The sequence below is a fragment of the Stappia indica genome (genome assembly GCF_009789575.1).
GTDB classification, from domain to species: Bacteria; Pseudomonadota; Alphaproteobacteria; order Rhizobiales; family Stappiaceae; genus Stappia; species Stappia indica_A.
Map to the genome: position 1 here is coordinate 4,022,527 of NZ_CP046908.1, position 15,872 is coordinate 4,038,398.

Genomic DNA, 15,872 nt, shown 5'->3' on the forward strand with positions numbered 1-15,872 from the left:
GTCGCCTTGCACGCCTTGCGCGGCTGGCGGACACTGCGTGCGGGGCGGAACGGTGGTGCCATGACGGATGTGAGTGCGGAAAGCGAGCTCTTCTACCAGTCCCTGCCGGTGTTCAGCGACTTCGCAAAGGTCAGCGATGCAGCAGCCTTTGCTCCCTTGCCCGAGGACTGGACGCTGCTGGCATCCGATATCGTGCGCTCGCGCGATGCGATCGCTGAAGGTCGCTACAAGGACGTCAACATGGTAGCGGCGGCAGCGGTTGCCGCCGTGCTGAACGTGGCAGGGCGTGCCGACCTTCCGTTCGTATTCGGTGGCGACGGGGCGCTGGTCGCGGTGCCGCCGGGCCTGGTGGATGCTGCCAGCCGTGCACTCGTGTCCGTTCGCGTGATGGCGCGCGAGACCAGCGGTCTTCGGCTTCGCGTCGCAGCCATCCCGGTTGCGGCGTTGCGCAAGGCGGGCGCGGATTTGCGGGTCGCGAAGTTCGAGCTCAGCCGGGGCAACAATCTCGCGATGTTTTCTGGCGGCGGCATCGAGCTGGCGGAGACGATCCTCAAGGACGAGGACCGTGTGGAACCCTACCGCCTCGCCGAGCCGGATGTGGTGGAGGCTGCGCCGCTGGACGGCCTGTCCTGCCGCTGGGAGCCGTTGCCGGCGCGCCGCGGCCGTATGGCGACCCTGCTCCTGAGGCCCGCCAGCGGCCGGGTGGAGGAGTTGAGCGGGATCCTGGAGGATCTTCGCGGAATGCTCGGCATCGACCTGACGGGGGCGGATCCCGCCAGCGCGCCGGTGCGGCGCAGTTCGTTGCGGTTCCGCTTTCCGCCGGCCGGGCTGAAACTGGAAGCGCGGATGGTCGGCTGGAAGAAGGGGCGCTGGCGGACCTACCTGGCTGGGCTGGCGGCCTGCGCCGCTTTTGTCTTCGGCGTTGCCACGGGGCGCCGGGTCGGACCTTTCGAGGCCGAGCGCTATCTGCACCAGGTCGCACTCAATACCGACTTCCGCAAGTTCGACGACACGCTGCGTCTGGTACTGGATCTCGACTCGCGCGAACTGGCGGCGCTGACGGCGTATCTCGCCCGCGAGGAGGCTGGCGGGCGCCTCTCCTACGGTCTGCACGTCTCCAACGAAGCGCTGATGACCTGCCTCGTCTTCAGCCTGGAGGACAATCGACATATCCATTTCATCGACGGCGCGGATGGCGGTTATGCGCGCGCGGCCCAGGACTTGAAGCAGAGACTTGCCGTTGGAACGGCGGGAAGTGCGACCGCCTGATCCGGTCCCGGTCGCTTTTGCGGTTTCCCTCTGCGGCGCGGCGCTTTAGAAGACCTGTGCCAACCCGCTTGTCGGCCATGTTCCGGATCACGCAGATGTCGCACAATACCTTCGGTCACCTTTTCCGCGTCACCACCTGGGGCGAAAGCCACGGCCCGGCGCTCGGCTGCGTCGTCGACGGATGCCCGCCGCGGATCGAGCTGACCGAGGCGGAAATCCAGGCCTTCCTCGACAAGCGCAAGCCCGGCCAGTCGAAGTACACGACCCAGCGGCGCGAGGCCGATGCGGTGCGCATTCTCTCCGGCGTGATGAGCGACGACCATGGCGTGCAGCGCACCACCGGGACGCCGATCTCGCTGATGATCGAGAACACGGACCAGCGCTCGAAGGACTATTCCGAGATCCGCGAGAGCTATCGTCCCGGCCATGCCGATTTCACCTATGACGCCAAATACGGCATCCGCGACTATCGCGGCGGCGGGCGCTCGTCCGCCCGCGAAACGGCTGCGCGCGTCGCTGCGGGCGCCATTGCCCGGAAGGTGGTCCCCGGTCTTCTCGTGCGCGGCGCGCTGGTTCAGGTCGGGCCGCACAAGGTCGACCGCAGCCGCTGGGACTGGGACGAGATCGGCAACAACCCCTTCTTCTGCCCCGATGCGACGACGGCCGCGCGCTGGTCCGAATATCTCGACCAGATCCGCAAGGACGGGTCCTCCGTCGGCGCGGTGGTGGAAGTGGTCGCCGAGGGCGTGCCGGCGGGGCTTGGCGCTCCGCTCTATGGCAAGCTGGACCAGGAGATCGCCGCTGCGCTGATGTCGATCAACGCGGTGAAGGGGGTGGAGATCGGCAACGGCTTCGACGCCGCAGCCCTGACCGGCGAGGAGAATGCGGACGAGATGCGCATCGGCGCCGACGGACGTCCCGTCTTCCTGTCCAACAATGCCGGCGGCATTCTCGGCGGTATTTCCTCCGGCGAGCCGGTGGTCGCGCGTTTTGCCGTCAAGCCGACCTCGTCGATCCTGACCCCGCGCCGTTCCGTCACCCGCTCCGGCGAGGATGTGGACGTGCGCACCAAGGGGCGGCATGACCCGTGCGTCGGCATTCGCGCCGTGCCCGTTGGCGAGGCCATGCTGGCCTGCGTGATCGCCGACCACTACCTGCGTCACCGCGGACAGGTCGGCTGATTTCAGTATTGCTGAAATCTGTGATCATTTTTATTGCTACTGAAAATCCGCTGCGGTAGCATGCTGGCATGCGTCTAGATGCTTGGCTCACCCTCAACAAGGAAACCCGGTCGGCCTTTGCCCGCCGCGCCGGCCTGTCGCCGGCGGCCGTGACCGCCCTGTGCAACGACCCGGGCGTTTGGGTTTCGCGTGAAAGCGCGGAAAGGATCGCTGCCGCCACAGGCGGCGAGGTCACTCCGAACGACCTGCTCGGCTTGAAAGGATCTACCAACGTGGACATGTCCCAGACACGTGTCGCGGAGGCGCTGCGCGCCTTCGAACGCGGCGAAATGCTTGTGGTTACCGATGACGACGACCGGGAGAACGAGGGCGACCTGATCGTCGCGGCCTCGCTCATCACTCCGGAGCAGATGGCCTTCATGGTTCGCCATACCTCAGGCATCGTCTGCGCTCCCATGACCCGGGACAATGCGCGCCGCCTGCGGCTCGACCCGATGGTCGCCGACAATGACGCGCCGCTGTCGACGGCCTTCACCATTTCGGTCGACTATCGCCACGGCCTCACCACCGGCATCTCCGCCGAGGAGCGGTGCTCGACCGTGCGCGGCCTCGCCAATCCGAATGCAGGGGCGGCGGATTTTGCACGTCCCGGACACATCTTCCCGCTGGTGGCTCGCGAGGGCGGCGTGCTGATGCGCTCCGGCCATACCGAGGCGGCCGTCGATCTCTGCCGCCTTGCCGGCCTGCCGGAGGTCGGCGTGATCTCCGAGCTCGTCAACGACGACGGCACGGTCAAGCGCGGCCCCCAGGTGGCCGAATTTGCCGCCCGTCACAATCTCAAGTCCGTTTCGGTGGCCGATCTCATCGCCTGGCGCCAGCGCATGGAGCGCTTGGTCGAGCGGATTGCCGAACAGCCGATCGAGACCATCGCAGGCCCGGCTTATGCGGTCACCTACGCGACGCCCTATGACCCCATGCACCATGTTGCGGTGGTCTTCGGTGACATTCTCGATGGTCGCAACGTGCCTGTCCGCCTCCAGTTGGAATCGGTTCTCGACGACGTCTTCGGGGATGCGCGGGTGATGGACGACGTGATGCGCAGCTTCGCCGCACGCGGCCGCGGTATCGTGGTCTATCTGCGCGAGGGTTCGGTCGGCGTTGCGCGCCAGGCGCGTCGTGCACGGACGGATCTGGCGGCTGCAGAGGCGGAGGAGCACCATTCGGCTCAGGCGCGTGAGGAGCAGTGGCGGGAAATCGGTCTCGGCGCGCAGATCCTGAAGGATCTGGGTGTCAACTCGATCACCCTGCTTGCGTCCCGCCAGCGTCGTTATGTCGGCCTTGAAGGCTTCGGCATCGCCATCGAGTCGACCGAGATCCGCGAAGCCTGAGGGGCACGACTGGCCCGCGACGCATCCACGCAGGGGACAAGATCTGCTCCGCCGCACAAAAAAGGAGGCCGTGCCAATGGCACGGCCTCAAGTCGATCACTGTGCACGTGGCCCCATCGACCACAACCTGTATTTAGTATCTTTTTTGGCCCATTGCATCACCTAAATGCTAGATAAAAGTCATATTTTTCCGTCGCATCAGAAATTCCTACAGGGTCTTATTTACTCAAGGTTGCATTGTTCTTGTTCGAATGGGGGTGTCTGAGCTTTGTGGTTGCCGGACCTTGCGGCAAGCGCAAAGAGGGGGTGCGCCGCGCGGATTTGCGCCCTATGTGAACATGGTGGTATTCACCGGCATGGCCGCCACACGTTCGGGAGTGCTCCGACCTCCCGTGTCTCGCGTCGAACCTCTGGGATCGCTTCCGTGTACAAACGCCCCGAAACGCCTTTGCTCGACACCGTCAGTTCGCCGAGCGACCTTCGCCAGCTTCCTGAGCGCGAGCTGCGCCAGCTTGCAGACGAGCTGCGGGCGGAAGTGATCGACGCCGTCTCGGTCACCGGCGGCCATCTGGGCGCGGGCCTCGGCGTGGTGGAGCTGACCACGGCGATCCACTACGTGTTCAACACGCCCGACGACCGGCTGATCTGGGATGTCGGCCACCAGTGCTACCCGCACAAGATCCTGACCGGCCGGCGCGACCGAATCCGCACCCTGCGCCAGGGCGGTGGCCTGTCCGGTTTCACCAAGCGTTCGGAGAGCGACTACGATCCCTTCGGCGCCGCGCATTCCTCCACCTCGATTTCCGCCGGGCTCGGCATGGCCGTGGCGCGCGATCTCGATGGCCGCGCCAACAACATCATCGCGGTGATCGGCGACGGTGCCATGTCCGCCGGCATGGCCTATGAGGCGATGAACAACGCGGGCGCCCAGCATTCGCGGCTGATCGTGATCCTCAACGACAACGACATGTCCATCGCGCCGCCGGTCGGGGCGATGAGCGCCTATCTGGCGCGTCTCGTCTCCGGGCGTACCTATCTCACGCTGCGCGATGCGGCCAAACAGCTGGCCAAGGTCCTGCCGCGCCACCTGCAGCAGAAGGCGGCCCGCGCGGAAGAATATGCCCGAGGTTTCTGGACCGGAGGGACCCTCTTCGAGGAGCTCGGCTTCTATTATGTCGGCCCGGTCGACGGCCATAACCTCGATCACCTGCTACCCGTGCTGAAGAACGTGCGCGACACCCATCAGGGCCCTGTGCTGATCCACGTGGTGACCCGCAAGGGCAAGGGCTATGCGCCTGCCGAGAATTCCGCCGACAAGTATCACGGGGTGGCGAAGTTCGACGTCATCACCGGCGAACAGTCGAAGCCGAAGGCCAACGCGCCCAGCTACACGCGCGTCTTTGCCGAAAGCCTGGTCGAGGAAGCGCGCCACGACGAGCGCATCGTCGCCATTACCGCCGCCATGCCCGACGGTACGGGGCTGGACCTGTTCGGCGAAGCCTATCCGGAGCGCACTTTCGACGTCGGCATCGCCGAGCAGCATGCGGTGACCTTCGCGGCCGGCATGGCAACGGAAGGCTACAAGCCGTTCTGTGCGATCTATTCCACTTTCCTGCAGCGCGGCTACGACCAGGTGGTGCATGACGTCGCCATCCAGGGGCTGCCGGTCCGCTTCCCCATCGACCGCGCCGGCCTCGTCGGCGCCGACGGTCCGACGCATGCGGGCAGTTTCGACACGGCCTATCTCGCCTGCCTGCCCGGGTTCGTCGTGATGGCTGCCGGCGATGAGGCAGAGCTTCGCCACATGGTCGCGACCGCCGCGGCCTATGACGAGGGACCGATCTCTTTCCGCTATCCGCGCGGCGAGGGCGTCGGCATCGACCTGCCGCAACGCGGGCAGGTGCTTCAGATCGGCAAGGGGCGGGTGCTGCGCGAGGGCACCAAGGTGGCGCTGCTGTCGTTCGGCAGCCGTCTGCGCGAGTGCCTTCTTGCGGCGGACGAGCTGGACGCGGCTGGCCTGTCGACCACCGTTGCCGATGCGCGCTTCGCCAAGCCTCTCGACGAGGATCTGGTCATGCGGCTTGCCCGCGAGCACGAGGTTCTGGTGCTGGTCGAGGAAGGCTCGGTCGGCGGTTTCGGGTCCCATGTGCTGCAGCTGCTGGCCGAGCGCGGAGCCCTGGATGCCGGCCTCAAGGTTCGGCCGCTCTGTCTGCCGGATCGCTTCATCGAGCACGACCGGCCGGAGCGCATGTATGCCGAGGCCGGCCTCGATACCCGCGGCATTCTCCAGACGGTGTTCGCGGCGCTGGGCCGGGATGCGGGAACGGCCGCGCGGCTGGCCTGAAACCGGCACAGGGCAGCCGGGTTTGCGACCCATGCCCTGAGCGGGCGGCGCCATGCATTGCCCGCGCATTGACACTGCCGCGCGAATATTGAAACGGTCCCGCCAGGTTCGGGCACGCGCTCGTTTTGCGCGTGCCCTTGGTCTGGACGCGTTGGGCACCTGCGCGCTGCGCGCCGCTTGAACCATCCGCAACGCCACGGTCGGACCGGGCCAGCCCGTCCCGCACAGTCAGGAAAGAGCGAGCCATGGCGCAGGTGCTGGCCCCTGTATCGGCCCTTCTCATCGCGATTACGCTGCTCGTCATCGGCCATGGTCTGCAGAGCACGCTGATCCCGCTTGCCGGTTCCTTGGCCGGCTTTTCCGACCTGCAGGTCGGTCTTGTGTCGTCGAGCTATTTCTTCGGCCTCGTCCTCGGCTGCCTCGGCGCGCCTTACGTGATCATGCGCGCCGGGCATATCCGCGCGTTCGCCGCGCTCGTCTCGCTGATGTCGGCGGCGGCCATCCTGCACCCGATCATGGTGGACCCGCTGTCCTGGAGCGCCATCCGCATCATCTCCGGCTTCTGCCTTGCCGGTTTCTACATGATCGTCGAGAGCTGGCTGAACGAGCAGGCGTCCAACGAGAACCGCGGCACGATCATGTCGATCTACATCGTTCTGGTCTATGCGGCGATGACCACCGGGCAGCTGTCGCTGACGGTGATGGACCTCACCACCTTCGTGCCCTTCGCCATCGCGTCGGTTGCCGTCAGCCTGGCCGTCATTCCCGTGTCGCTGACCACGGCCAACCAGCCGGCGCCGATCACCGTCGTCCGCTTCCGGCCGGTGAAGCTTTACCGCAACTCGCCGACGGCGCTGGTCGCGGTGCTGCTGATCGGCGTCACGCAGGGCGCGCTGTGGATGCTGGCACCGCTCTATGCGATCCAGATCGGGCTGACGACCAGCCAGGCAGCCTATTTCGCGGCCGCCTTCGTCGGCGCCGGGGCTATCACGCAGTGGCCCATCGGCCGCCTGTCCGACCGGCTCGACCGCCGGCTCGTGCTGCTCGGTCTTGCCGCTTCGGCCGTCCTGGTCAGCATCATCTTCATGACGGTGCCCATCGAGGGCATGGCCATGGCGATCATGCTCGCGCTGCTGGCGGGCGTCGCCACCCAGCCGGCCTATGCGATCGCCGCCTCGCACGCCTTCGACCACGCGGACCGCAACGACTATGTCGAGACATCGTCGGGCATGAACCTCGCCTTCGGCATCGGCTCGTCCTTCGGTCCGCTTACCGCGTCCTACCTGATGCAGTCGGTCGGCTCCTGGGGCCTGTTCCTCCAGGTCGCGGTGATCCAGGCCTTGATGGGGCTTTACATCCTGTCCCGCCTGTTCCAGAGGGCCGGCCCGACGGTCGAGGAAAAGACGGACTTCGACTACGCCGCCTCGGCACAGGTCGGTACGGTGCTCAGCCCCGAGCCGCTCGATCTCGAAGATCCTTCGGTCATTCCGCCGGAAGAGTTCCCCGCCTACGACTACATCACCGAGGAGAGTTCCGAGGAGGCGTCCGCTCCGGTCAGCGAGGAGTTCTGGACGAGCGCGGCCAATGAGCCCGCTGCGGAGGAAGACGGGGTTGCCTCTCCATCGCCGCAGTCTGCGAGCGATACCGAGGCCGGCTCGCGCCGGGACTGAGCGTGGTCTCGCAATCGGCCGAGCCTGCGGCATCTCATCTCTCGACCCGCGGCACCGCATGGGGCATTGTCGCGCCATGATCCGAAGCGCGACCATGCTTGGCGTCTTGCGCCGCGAGGCCCTGCCATTGGTGCTGGCCTGCGCGCTCGCGCTCATGCTGCAGCTCGCGGCCATGCCGCTCACTCTGGCAAAGGCCGGCGGCGAGGGGAGCGAGGCCCTGTCGGTGTTGTGCCTCGGCAGTGCCGATGCCGATGCCGAAACGCAGCCCGTTTCGCAGTCCTCGCATCATGTGCCGGGCTTTTGTCCCTGCGGGCCGGTCTGCGCCCATTCCGGCTCGCTTCTCTCTGTGACCATGCCCTCCGTCGCCGAGACGGCGCATGCCTCGTATGTCAGCCGCCTCCAGCCGCTGCGACCCGGCAGCGAGCCGGCACGTGCCGGTCGCGCGCACCGATCGGGCGCGATCCGCGGCCCGCCTCCCGCCAGGACCTGATCCGGCAGCGCCCCAATTGCGCCTGCCGGCAATGTCCACCGTCCTTGCGCCATGTCCATGTCGCTGCGGGACGGAGCTGCTACACGTCCATCGGGAGACGATGACATGACCAGACTTGCCAAGCTTGCCATTGCCGCGCTGATCGCGGCTGCCACACTGCCTGCCTTCAACCTGCCGGCGTTCGCCGCCGACGTGACCGCCGGCAACCTGACCCTGTCGGGAGCCTGGACGCGCGCCACCCCGCCGCGCGCACGCGCCGGCGGCGGGTTCCTCACCATCGCCAATTCCGGCGAGGCCGACCGCCTTGTTTCCGCGTCTTCGCCTGTGTCCACCCGGACGGAGATCCACGAGATGGCCGTCCAGGACGGCGTCATGAAGATGCGAGAGATGGCCGACGGCATCGAGGTGCCTGCGGGCGGAACGCTCGAACTGAAGCCGGGCAGCTACCACGTGATGTTCCTGGAACTGGCCGGTCCCTTGAAGGAAGGCGAGAGCGTGCCCGTTACCCTTACCTTCGAGAAGGCGGGTGCGGTCGAGGTGTCGCTCACGGTCGAGAAGATGGGGGCCAAGGGCATGGCCGGCCACGGAATGGGCCACGGCCAGCAAGGCGCGAAGGAGTAAGCCGGAATGTCCTCTCTGAAGATCCTTCGCTACGTCGCCTGGGCGGCGGTGATCGTCCTGCTCGGCGCCATGGGCTTCGTCGGCTACAAGCAATATGTCGCGCCGGAAGGCGAGGGGCTGATAGCGCCTCTCGCCAGCATCGGCGGTCCCTTCACCATGACCGATGCGTCGAGCGGCAAGCTCGTCACCGATGCCGATTTCCGCGGCAAGCCGTCGGCCTATTTCTTCGGATTCACCTTCTGTCCGGATGTCTGCCCGACCACCCTTGCGGAAACGCAGATGTGGATCGAGCAGCTCGGCCCGGATGCCGACAAGATGAACTTCGCCTTCGTCTCCGTCGATCCCGAGCGCGACACGCCGGAGGTCATGCGCGACTATGTCGCCGCCTTCGACAAGCGCATCCGGCCGCTGACGGGGACGCCGGAGCAGACCGAGGAAATGATCAAGGCGTATCGCATCTATGCGCGCCGTGTGCCGCTGGATGACGGCGACTACACGATGGACCATTCCGCAGCGGTTTTCCTGATGGACAAGGACAACCGGTTCGTCGGCACGATCGCCTATGACGAGGCCCCTGAAAACGCCATGGCCAAACTGCGCCGCCTGATCGATAATGCCTCCTGACACGTGATGTGAACCGGACCTTCAAGATGCGCTCCGACTTGCTCCTTCCTGCCGGACTGTTCTTCGCGGCGGCCTTCGTCGCGACGGGCGCTCTGTGGTGGGTGTATGGCGAGCGCATCTATGTCGACCGGCTGCTCACCGGCATTGCCAATTGCTTCTGACCCATGGCGGAGCGTGAGCGGCTGGATCAGCTTCTGGTGGCGCGCGGGCTTGTCGAAAGCCGTGCCCGCGCCCGCGACGCGATCCTGCGCGGGCACGTGCGGGTCGACGGTACGGCCGTCGACAAGCCGGGGCAGAAGGTGGCCGTAGGCGCCCGGCTCGACGTGGACGATCCGGCCGGCGGTTACGTTTCCCGCGCTGCGCTGAAGCTGAAGGCCGGGCTTGAGCATTTTTCCCTCGATGTTTCCAGCCGGATTGCCCTCGATCTCGGCGCGTCGACCGGCGGCTTCACGCAGGTCCTGCTGGAGGCCGGCGCTCTCAAGGTCCATGCCATCGATGTCGGCCACGGGCAGATGCACGCCTCCATCGCGGGCGATCCGCGCGTGGTCAGGCGCGACGGGATCAATGCCCGCGCCTTGACGCTCGACGACCTGGACGGCGAGAACCCGGCCGCGGTCGTCTCCGACATGAGCTTCATCTCCCTGCGCCTTGCGCTGCCGCCCGCACTGGACCTTGCGGCGCCGGGCGCATGCGGGCTGTTTCTGGTGAAGCCGCAATTCGAAGCGGGCCGCGAGGCGGTCGGCAAGGGCGGTCTCGTGGCCCCTGACGTCGGCGAGGAGGTCGCCCGCGATCTCGCACGCTGGCTGGCCGGTCAGCCTGGCTGGTCCGTCCTCGGCCTGGAACCTTCGCCGATCGCCGGCGGCGACGGCAACCGCGAGTGGCTGCTGGCCGCACGCAAGGACGGCTGAGCGCGTTCCTTTTGGCCACTCTCCCGCATCGCGGCTTGCGCGCGCATCGGCGGCAGAGTAACCGGTGCCCATGACCCAGGACGCGACACTCGACATCATCGCTCTTGCCCACAAGGGCGAGGGCAGGGCGGACACTCCGGACGGTCCCGTCCATGTTCCCTTCACGCTGCCCGGGGAGACCGTACGGGTCCGCCGCGAGGGCACACGTGCCCGGTTGCTGGAGGTGCTGACCTCCTCGCCGGACCGCGTGGAGCCCGCCTGCCCGCATTTCGGCACCTGCGGGGGCTGCGCGCTGCAGCACATGGATCAGGCCCCAATCCTCGACTGGAAACGCCAGCAGGTCGTCGCAGCATTTGCCGCGCGCGGGCTCGAGGGGCTCGAACCCCTGGTCGAGCCGACGGTGGATGCAGGCGGGCGCGGCCGTCGCCGTGCCGTCTTTGCTGCGACGCGTGGCGGCGCCCGCATTCTTCTCGGCTTCCATGAACGCTCCAGCCACCGGCTCGTCGATGTCTCCCGCTGTCCGGTCTTGGTCCCGGAAATCGTTGAGCTGTTGCCGGTGCTCAAGGCGCTGGCCGCCCGCGTGATGCCGCGCAAGGGCGAGGTGACGCTGACCGTCCTTGCAACGCCTGCCGGTGCCGATCTGGCGCTTGCCTCGCCGGCGAAGATCGAGCCGCGCGCGACGGCGGGCTTGATCGAAGAGGCGATGGCCGCCGGCATCGCCCGCCTGTCGCTCAACGGCGAGGTCCTCGTCGAGGCGCGCGCGCCGGCCATCGACATGGGCGGTATTCCCCTGATTCCGCCGCCCGGCGCCTTCGTCCAGGCGACGGAAGCGGGAGAGGAGGCGCTGGCCGCGCGCGTGCTGGCCGGCGTGGGCAAGGCGCGCAAGGTTGCCGATCTCTTCTGTGGCTCGGGCACGTTTGCGCTCCGCCTTGCCCGCAAGGCGACGGTGCGGGCGGTCGAGGGCGAGGCCTCTGCCCTTGCCGCGCTCGATCGGGCGATGAGGGCCGGCGCGGGCGCGCTGCGAGAGATTCGCGCCGAGCGACGGGACCTCTTCCGCAATCCGCTGACCGCCGTGGAACTCGACGACTACGGCCGCGGCATGGAGGCGGTCGTGTTCGACCCGCCGCGTGCCGGCGCCGAGGCGCAGGCGAAGGAGCTTGCCCGCTCGAAGGTGCCGACGGTGGTCGCTGTTTCCTGCAATCCGGGGACGCTGGCGCGCGACTTGCGCATCCTCGTCGATGGCGGCTACCGGATCTCGTCGGTCCTGCCGGTGGATCAGTTCCGCTTTTCGCCCCATATTGAGGTTGTCGCGGTCCTGTCGCGCGGCTGAGCAAGCCGTCGCGGCGACCCGGGTCGAAAGACAGGAGAGCGCCATGGCGGAAACGAGCCTTGCCGGACTTGCCTTCAACTGGGGCCGGAGGGCGCGCTATGCCGCCCGCCAGGGCTCCCGCGTCGCCTGGTTCGCGGTCCACGGCGAGCTCGCCCAGTCGATCTCGCGCCGCATCGTCAGGTCAGCGCGTGACGACAGCAAGCCTGATCCGAAGCAGCCCGGCGGCGAGGAAAGCGGAGCCGCGCGCCGCCGGACCATATCGACACCGGACCTGCGGCGCCTCTTGTCACAGATTGCGGGGCTGTTCGCGCGAGACCTCGCCAATGTCGAGGCCGGACACTATCCCATGCCAGAGGGCGAGTTCGGCAGCCCGCGCACCTTCCTCGACCTCAGCCGGCGGTTTCTTGCCGATGTGCCGAAGGTTGCCCGGCGGCGCGTTGCCGGCGGCCATCAGGAAGTCTATGAGGCCACCCGCGAGGGCGCGTCCGGACTCCCGCGCTACTACCGGCAGAACTTCCACTTCCAGAGCGAAGGCTGGTTGTCGCGCGACAGCGCCCGCATCTACGACTTCCAGGTCGAGGTGCTGTTCAAGGGCGCGAGCGCGGCGATGCGGCGGCAGGGGCTGGTGCATCTGTCGCAGCTGGTGCGCCGGAAGGATCAGCGCGAGATCGCCTATGCCGACATCGCCTGCGGGACGGGCGGGCTGCTGGCGCCGGCCCTTGCTGCCTTCCCGCGGCTTCGCGGCGTAGGCGTCGACCTGTCATTGCCGTATCTGGAGCATGCGCGCGAGATATTGCCGCAAGCCCGGTCGCGGAGAGCGGGTTTCGTCAATGCCAATGCCGAAAGCCTGCCCTTTGCCGATGCCAGCCTCGATGCGGTGTCCTGCGTCTACCTGTTCCACGAACTGCCGCCGAAGATCCGCCGCGTGGTCGCTCGCGAGCTTGGCCGGGTGCTGAAACCGGGCGGGCGGCTGATCTTCATCGACAGCCTGCAGCGTGGCGACCTGCCGGAGAACGACGGGTTGCTGGAGCTGTTTCCCGACCTCTTCCACGAGCCGTATTATCGCAGCTATCTGGAAGAGGATCTCGACGCCTTGTTCGAAGCAGGCGGGCTGCATCGGGCCGAACTGTCGGCGGCCTTCCTGTCGCGCATCGCGCTTTATACCAAGGAATAGCGGGCTGCAGCTTCAGTCGACGTCGAGCGGGGCGGTTCCGGTGGCGCTGCCATCCTCGGCCAGCTGGATGCGCTCGACCTTGGCTTCCGCCGCCTTCAGCAGCTTGTCGCAGTGGCGGCGCAGCAGGTCGCCGCGCGAATAGAGCTTGATGCTCTCTTCCAGCGGGACGTCGCCGCGCTCGAGCCGACCGACGATCTCCTCAAGTTCCTTCAGGGCAACCTCGAAGGCGAGCGCCTCGATCGCCGGGTCGATATCCTCTCGGGCCACGCGTCGGCTCCTGCTTGCTGCCTCGTTTGGAGTGCCAACCTACAGGGCGCCCCGGTGCCGGGCAAGGCAGCCGGCGCTTCCCCGGCCGCAGCCTGTGGACGGGGGCGTCACGCCTTCATCAGCGTCATGATATGGGCAGCGGTCGAGCGGGCAAGGCCCTCCAGGTCGTAGCCGCCTTCCAGGACGGACACGACACGGCCGCCGCATTGACGGTCGGCGATCTCCATCAGCTTCATCGTCGCCCAGGCAAAATCCGCTTCGACCAGGTTCAGCCCGCCGAGCGGGTCGCGGGTGTGGGCGTCGAATCCGGCGGAGATGATCACCAGGTCCGGCTGGAAGGTCTCGACTCGCGGCAGGATCGCAAGATCCATCGCCTCGCGAAACTCCTCGCCGCCGTCACCGGCCGCCAGCGGTGCGTTGACGATCGTGTCGGCTTCGCCGCGCTCGCTCGCCGCGCCTGAGCCCGGATAAAGCGGCATCTGGTGGGTGGAGCAGTACATGACTGTCGGGTCGGACCAGAAGATGTCCTGGGTGCCGTTGCCGTGATGCACGTCGAAATCGATGATCGCGACGCGCTCGGCACCGTGCTCCTGCTGGGCGTGCCGCGCCGCCACGGCGGCATTGTTGAACAGGCAGAAGCCCATGGCGCGCGCGGTTTCCGCATGGTGTCCGGGGGGGCGCGAGGCGGAGAAGGCATTGCCCACCTTGCCGCTCATCACCTCGTCCACCGCCTGGCAGGCGCCGCCCACGCCGCGCATCGCGGCCTCCCACGTGCCGGGCGACATGGTCGTATCGGCATCGACGCGCACCAGCCCGTCCTGCGGCGCCATCGTGTGCAGCATGTCGATATAGGAAGAGGGATGCACCCGTGCGATGTCCTGGATCCGCCCCATCGGCGCGACTTCGCGCTGCAGCGTCTGGAAGCGCTCGTGCTCCAGGATGCGGTCGATGGCACGGAGTCTGTCGGGACGTTCGGGATGCCCGACCGGGGTGAGGTGGTCGAGATAGGCGGAGTGATGCAGGTAGAGGGTTGCCAAGGGCGTTTCCTTGCTTGGGCCGTTTGCGGGCGCTTGGTAGCTCATCTGACCGGCCGCAGCGGGGCGTGTCAATGAGCCAAAGGCAAGGGAACAGCGGTGACGCAGACGGCGTCTGGCGGGCTGCGGACAAAAGAAAGCCGGGGCGGCTCGAAAGTGCCGGCCCCGGAGAGAGGTGCGGGCGCGCTAAGGCCCGTAGGGGAGGTCCGCTGCATCGCCTGTGAAGGCAATGATAATACTAATTGATTCGTAGCCGTTTCAGAAGGTGGAATATGCCGAAAAGTGAAAAGCTACTTGATAAAAGGTTCTCGCCCGCAAGATGCCGACAATTTTTCAGTGTAAGAAATGACAGTGTCTCAAGTTGAATTTTGCGTCATCTTTCAATGACGCTGCGTTATCGGATGGCCGATGCAAAGCCCGTGTCGCCAGTCGACGAGGGTGTCGTCAGCCGCGGGGAGCTGCCGCACGGCGCAGCCGGTCGTTGATCGCCTCGCCTAGTCCCGTCTCGGGAACAGGCATGGCGGCAATGCGCGCAACGCCATCGGCGTCCAACCGGCGCATGGCCGTGAAGAGATTTGCCGCGGCTTCCTGCAGGTCGCCGCTCTCGCTCATCTGTGCGATGGCGGATGCGCGCTCTGCACCGGCAGGCAGGGGCGTTCCGAAGGCGAGCAGGGCCTCTCCGGGCTCCACATGGGCGGCATTGAGCCTGAGGCCGGCGCGCGGGGCATAGTGCGATGTCAGCATGCCCGGTGCCTCTGGCGCCGCTCTCGCCGACTGCGCAGGGGCGGCGAGCCTTTCTCCGAGCACCGCCTCGATCTCCTCGCGCGCGATACCGCCGGGCCGCAGCAGCGTTGCCCGGTTGCCGGCAAGGCCGATGATGGTGGATTCCAGGCCCACCGGCGTCGGGCCGGCGTCGATCAGCAGGGCGAGATGCTCGCCAAGATCGCCGGCGACAGCATCCGCCGTGGTGCCGCTGATGCGGCCCGAGCGGTTGGCGCTGGGCGCTGCGATGGGCCGGCCGCAGGCCTGCGAGAGCTCGCGCATGATGGCCGCAGCAGGCACCCGCAAGGCTATGGTGTCGAGGCCGGCGGTCGCGAGATCGCAGACCGGGCCGCCCGGGCGCTTCGGTACGACCATCGTCAGCGGTCCGGGCCAGAAGGCGGCCGCCAGCTTCCTTGCGCGCTCGTCAAGAATGCCGTGGTGCTCGGCAGCCTCGCTGGAGGCGACATGGGCGATCAGCGGGTTGAAGCTTGGGCGCCCCTTGGCAGCGTAGATCGCAGCGCAGGCATGCGCGTTGGTGGCATCGGCTGCGAGCCCGTAGACGGTTTCCGTCGGCACCGCCACCAGCCGTCCGGCGAGGATGTCGGCAACGGCGGCGCCGAACTCCGGCGTATCGCGCCAGTCGGTTCCCTGCGGATCGATCTGCCAGCGCCGCATGTCCGTTTTCCTGCTTCCCAAAGTGCCGTTTGGAGACCCGGTCGGTTTTCGCCACGTCACGTGTTGACGTTTACGTTAGCCGCAGCCATCCTCGCGCCCGAAATGATGCCGGGCGGTTCTGCGGCCTTAGCCGTC

15 protein-coding genes are annotated in these 15,872 nt (G+C 67.0%); 12 read left to right on the forward strand and 3 right to left on the reverse strand.

Annotated features, from left to right (window positions below):
* Nucleotides 1-6 precede the first annotated feature (6 nt).
* The 12 genes from GH266_RS18770 (at nucleotide 7) to GH266_RS18820 (ending at nucleotide 12,999) form a co-directional block, all read left to right on the forward strand.
* Nucleotides 7-1,269: a DUF3095 family protein gene (locus GH266_RS18770; protein ID WP_158195181.1), complete on the forward strand. Its 1,263-nt coding sequence runs from the start codon at nucleotides 7-9 to the stop codon at nucleotides 1,267-1,269.
* Between the two features lie 95 nt (nucleotides 1,270-1,364).
* Nucleotides 1,365-2,450 (forward strand): chorismate synthase, encoded by a 1,086-nt coding sequence (gene aroC / locus GH266_RS18775; RefSeq protein ID WP_158195182.1) that lies wholly within the window; start codon nucleotides 1,365-1,367, stop codon nucleotides 2,448-2,450.
* 68 nt (nucleotides 2,451-2,518) lie between these two features.
* A complete protein-coding gene (gene ribB / locus GH266_RS18780) occupies nucleotides 2,519-3,838 on the forward strand; it encodes a 3,4-dihydroxy-2-butanone-4-phosphate synthase (RefSeq protein ID WP_158195183.1) in 1,320 nt (439 codons plus the stop codon).
* Nucleotides 3,839-4,262: 424 nt separating this feature from the next.
* Nucleotides 4,263-6,182 (forward strand): 1-deoxy-D-xylulose-5-phosphate synthase, encoded by a 1,920-nt coding sequence (gene dxs / locus GH266_RS18785; RefSeq protein WP_158195184.1) that lies wholly within the window; start codon nucleotides 4,263-4,265, stop codon nucleotides 6,180-6,182.
* Between the two features lie 245 nt (nucleotides 6,183-6,427).
* Entirely contained in the window at nucleotides 6,428-7,852 is a 1,425-nt protein-coding gene (locus GH266_RS18790) for an MFS transporter (RefSeq protein ID WP_158195185.1), read from the forward strand.
* A 94-nt stretch (nucleotides 7,853-7,946) separates the two neighbouring features.
* Nucleotides 7,947-8,342, forward strand: a complete 396-nt coding sequence (locus GH266_RS18795) for a hypothetical protein (protein WP_158195186.1) — start codon at nucleotides 7,947-7,949, stop codon at nucleotides 8,340-8,342.
* 105 nt (nucleotides 8,343-8,447) lie between these two features.
* Nucleotides 8,448-8,963, forward strand: a complete 516-nt coding sequence (locus tag GH266_RS18800) for a copper chaperone PCu(A)C (protein WP_158195187.1) — start codon at nucleotides 8,448-8,450, stop codon at nucleotides 8,961-8,963.
* A gap of 6 nt (nucleotides 8,964-8,969) precedes the next feature.
* On the forward strand, nucleotides 8,970-9,587 hold the full coding sequence (locus GH266_RS18805; RefSeq protein WP_158195188.1) for an SCO family protein: 618 nt from the start codon (nucleotides 8,970-8,972) through the stop codon (nucleotides 9,585-9,587).
* A gap of 26 nt (nucleotides 9,588-9,613) precedes the next feature.
* On the forward strand, nucleotides 9,614-9,748 hold the full coding sequence (locus GH266_RS23615) for a hypothetical protein (protein WP_266102347.1): 135 nt from the start codon (nucleotides 9,614-9,616) through the stop codon (nucleotides 9,746-9,748).
* A 3-nt stretch (nucleotides 9,749-9,751) separates the two neighbouring features.
* Nucleotides 9,752-10,495, forward strand: coding sequence for a TlyA family RNA methyltransferase (locus GH266_RS18810; RefSeq protein ID WP_158195189.1), 744 nt, complete (start codon nucleotides 9,752-9,754; stop codon nucleotides 10,493-10,495).
* Nucleotides 10,496-10,565: 70 nt separating this feature from the next.
* A complete protein-coding gene (locus GH266_RS18815) occupies nucleotides 10,566-11,825 on the forward strand; it encodes a class I SAM-dependent RNA methyltransferase (protein WP_158195190.1) in 1,260 nt (419 codons plus the stop codon).
* A 43-nt stretch (nucleotides 11,826-11,868) separates the two neighbouring features.
* The gene (locus GH266_RS18820; RefSeq protein WP_158195191.1) at nucleotides 11,869-12,999 is read left to right on the forward strand and encodes a class I SAM-dependent methyltransferase; all 1,131 of its coding nucleotides are present in this window, start codon (nucleotides 11,869-11,871) and stop codon (nucleotides 12,997-12,999) included.
* Nucleotides 13,000-13,011: 12 nt separating this feature from the next.
* On the opposite strand, the gene GH266_RS18825 is transcribed toward GH266_RS18820, so the two are convergent.
* The 3 genes from GH266_RS18825 to GH266_RS18835 form a co-directional block, all read right to left on the reverse strand.
* Nucleotides 13,012-13,266, reverse strand: coding sequence for an exodeoxyribonuclease VII small subunit (locus GH266_RS18825; RefSeq protein WP_158195192.1), 255 nt, complete (start codon nucleotides 13,264-13,266; stop codon nucleotides 13,012-13,014).
* A 107-nt stretch (nucleotides 13,267-13,373) separates the two neighbouring features.
* The gene (locus GH266_RS18830) at nucleotides 13,374-14,303 is read right to left on the reverse strand and encodes a histone deacetylase family protein (protein WP_209001490.1); all 930 of its coding nucleotides are present in this window, start codon (nucleotides 14,301-14,303) and stop codon (nucleotides 13,374-13,376) included.
* A gap of 441 nt (nucleotides 14,304-14,744) precedes the next feature.
* Nucleotides 14,745-15,737 carry an L-threonylcarbamoyladenylate synthase gene (locus GH266_RS18835; protein ID WP_158195194.1) on the reverse strand — a complete coding sequence of 331 codons (993 nt, stop codon included), beginning with the start codon at nucleotides 15,735-15,737 and terminating at the stop codon, nucleotides 14,745-14,747.
* Between the last annotated feature and the right edge of the window lie 135 nt (nucleotides 15,738-15,872).

Excerpts from the sequence above, each read along its gene's own strand:
- aroC (WP_158195182.1), top strand. The coding sequence starts at position 1,365 with ATGTCGCACAATACCTTCGGTCACCTTTTCCGCGTCACCACCTGGGGC.
- ribB (WP_158195183.1), top strand. The coding sequence starts at position 2,519 with ATGCGTCTAGATGCTTGGCTCACCCTCAACAAGGAAACCCGGTCGGCC.
- GH266_RS18790 (WP_158195185.1), top strand. The coding sequence starts at position 6,428 with ATGGCGCAGGTGCTGGCCCCTGTATCGGCCCTTCTCATCGCGATTACG.
- GH266_RS18795 (WP_158195186.1), top strand. The coding sequence starts at position 7,947 with ATGCTTGGCGTCTTGCGCCGCGAGGCCCTGCCATTGGTGCTGGCCTGC.
- GH266_RS18800 (WP_158195187.1), top strand. The coding sequence starts at position 8,448 with ATGACCAGACTTGCCAAGCTTGCCATTGCCGCGCTGATCGCGGCTGCC.
- GH266_RS18805 (WP_158195188.1), top strand. The coding sequence starts at position 8,970 with ATGTCCTCTCTGAAGATCCTTCGCTACGTCGCCTGGGCGGCGGTGATC.
- GH266_RS23615 (WP_266102347.1), top strand. The coding sequence starts at position 9,614 with ATGCGCTCCGACTTGCTCCTTCCTGCCGGACTGTTCTTCGCGGCGGCC.
- GH266_RS18810 (WP_158195189.1), top strand. The coding sequence starts at position 9,752 with ATGGCGGAGCGTGAGCGGCTGGATCAGCTTCTGGTGGCGCGCGGGCTT.
- GH266_RS18815 (WP_158195190.1), top strand. The coding sequence starts at position 10,566 with ATGACCCAGGACGCGACACTCGACATCATCGCTCTTGCCCACAAGGGC.
- GH266_RS18820 (WP_158195191.1), top strand. The coding sequence starts at position 11,869 with ATGGCGGAAACGAGCCTTGCCGGACTTGCCTTCAACTGGGGCCGGAGG.
- GH266_RS18835 (WP_158195194.1), bottom strand. The coding sequence starts at position 15,737 with ATGCGGCGCTGGCAGATCGATCCGCAGGGAACCGACTGGCGCGATACG.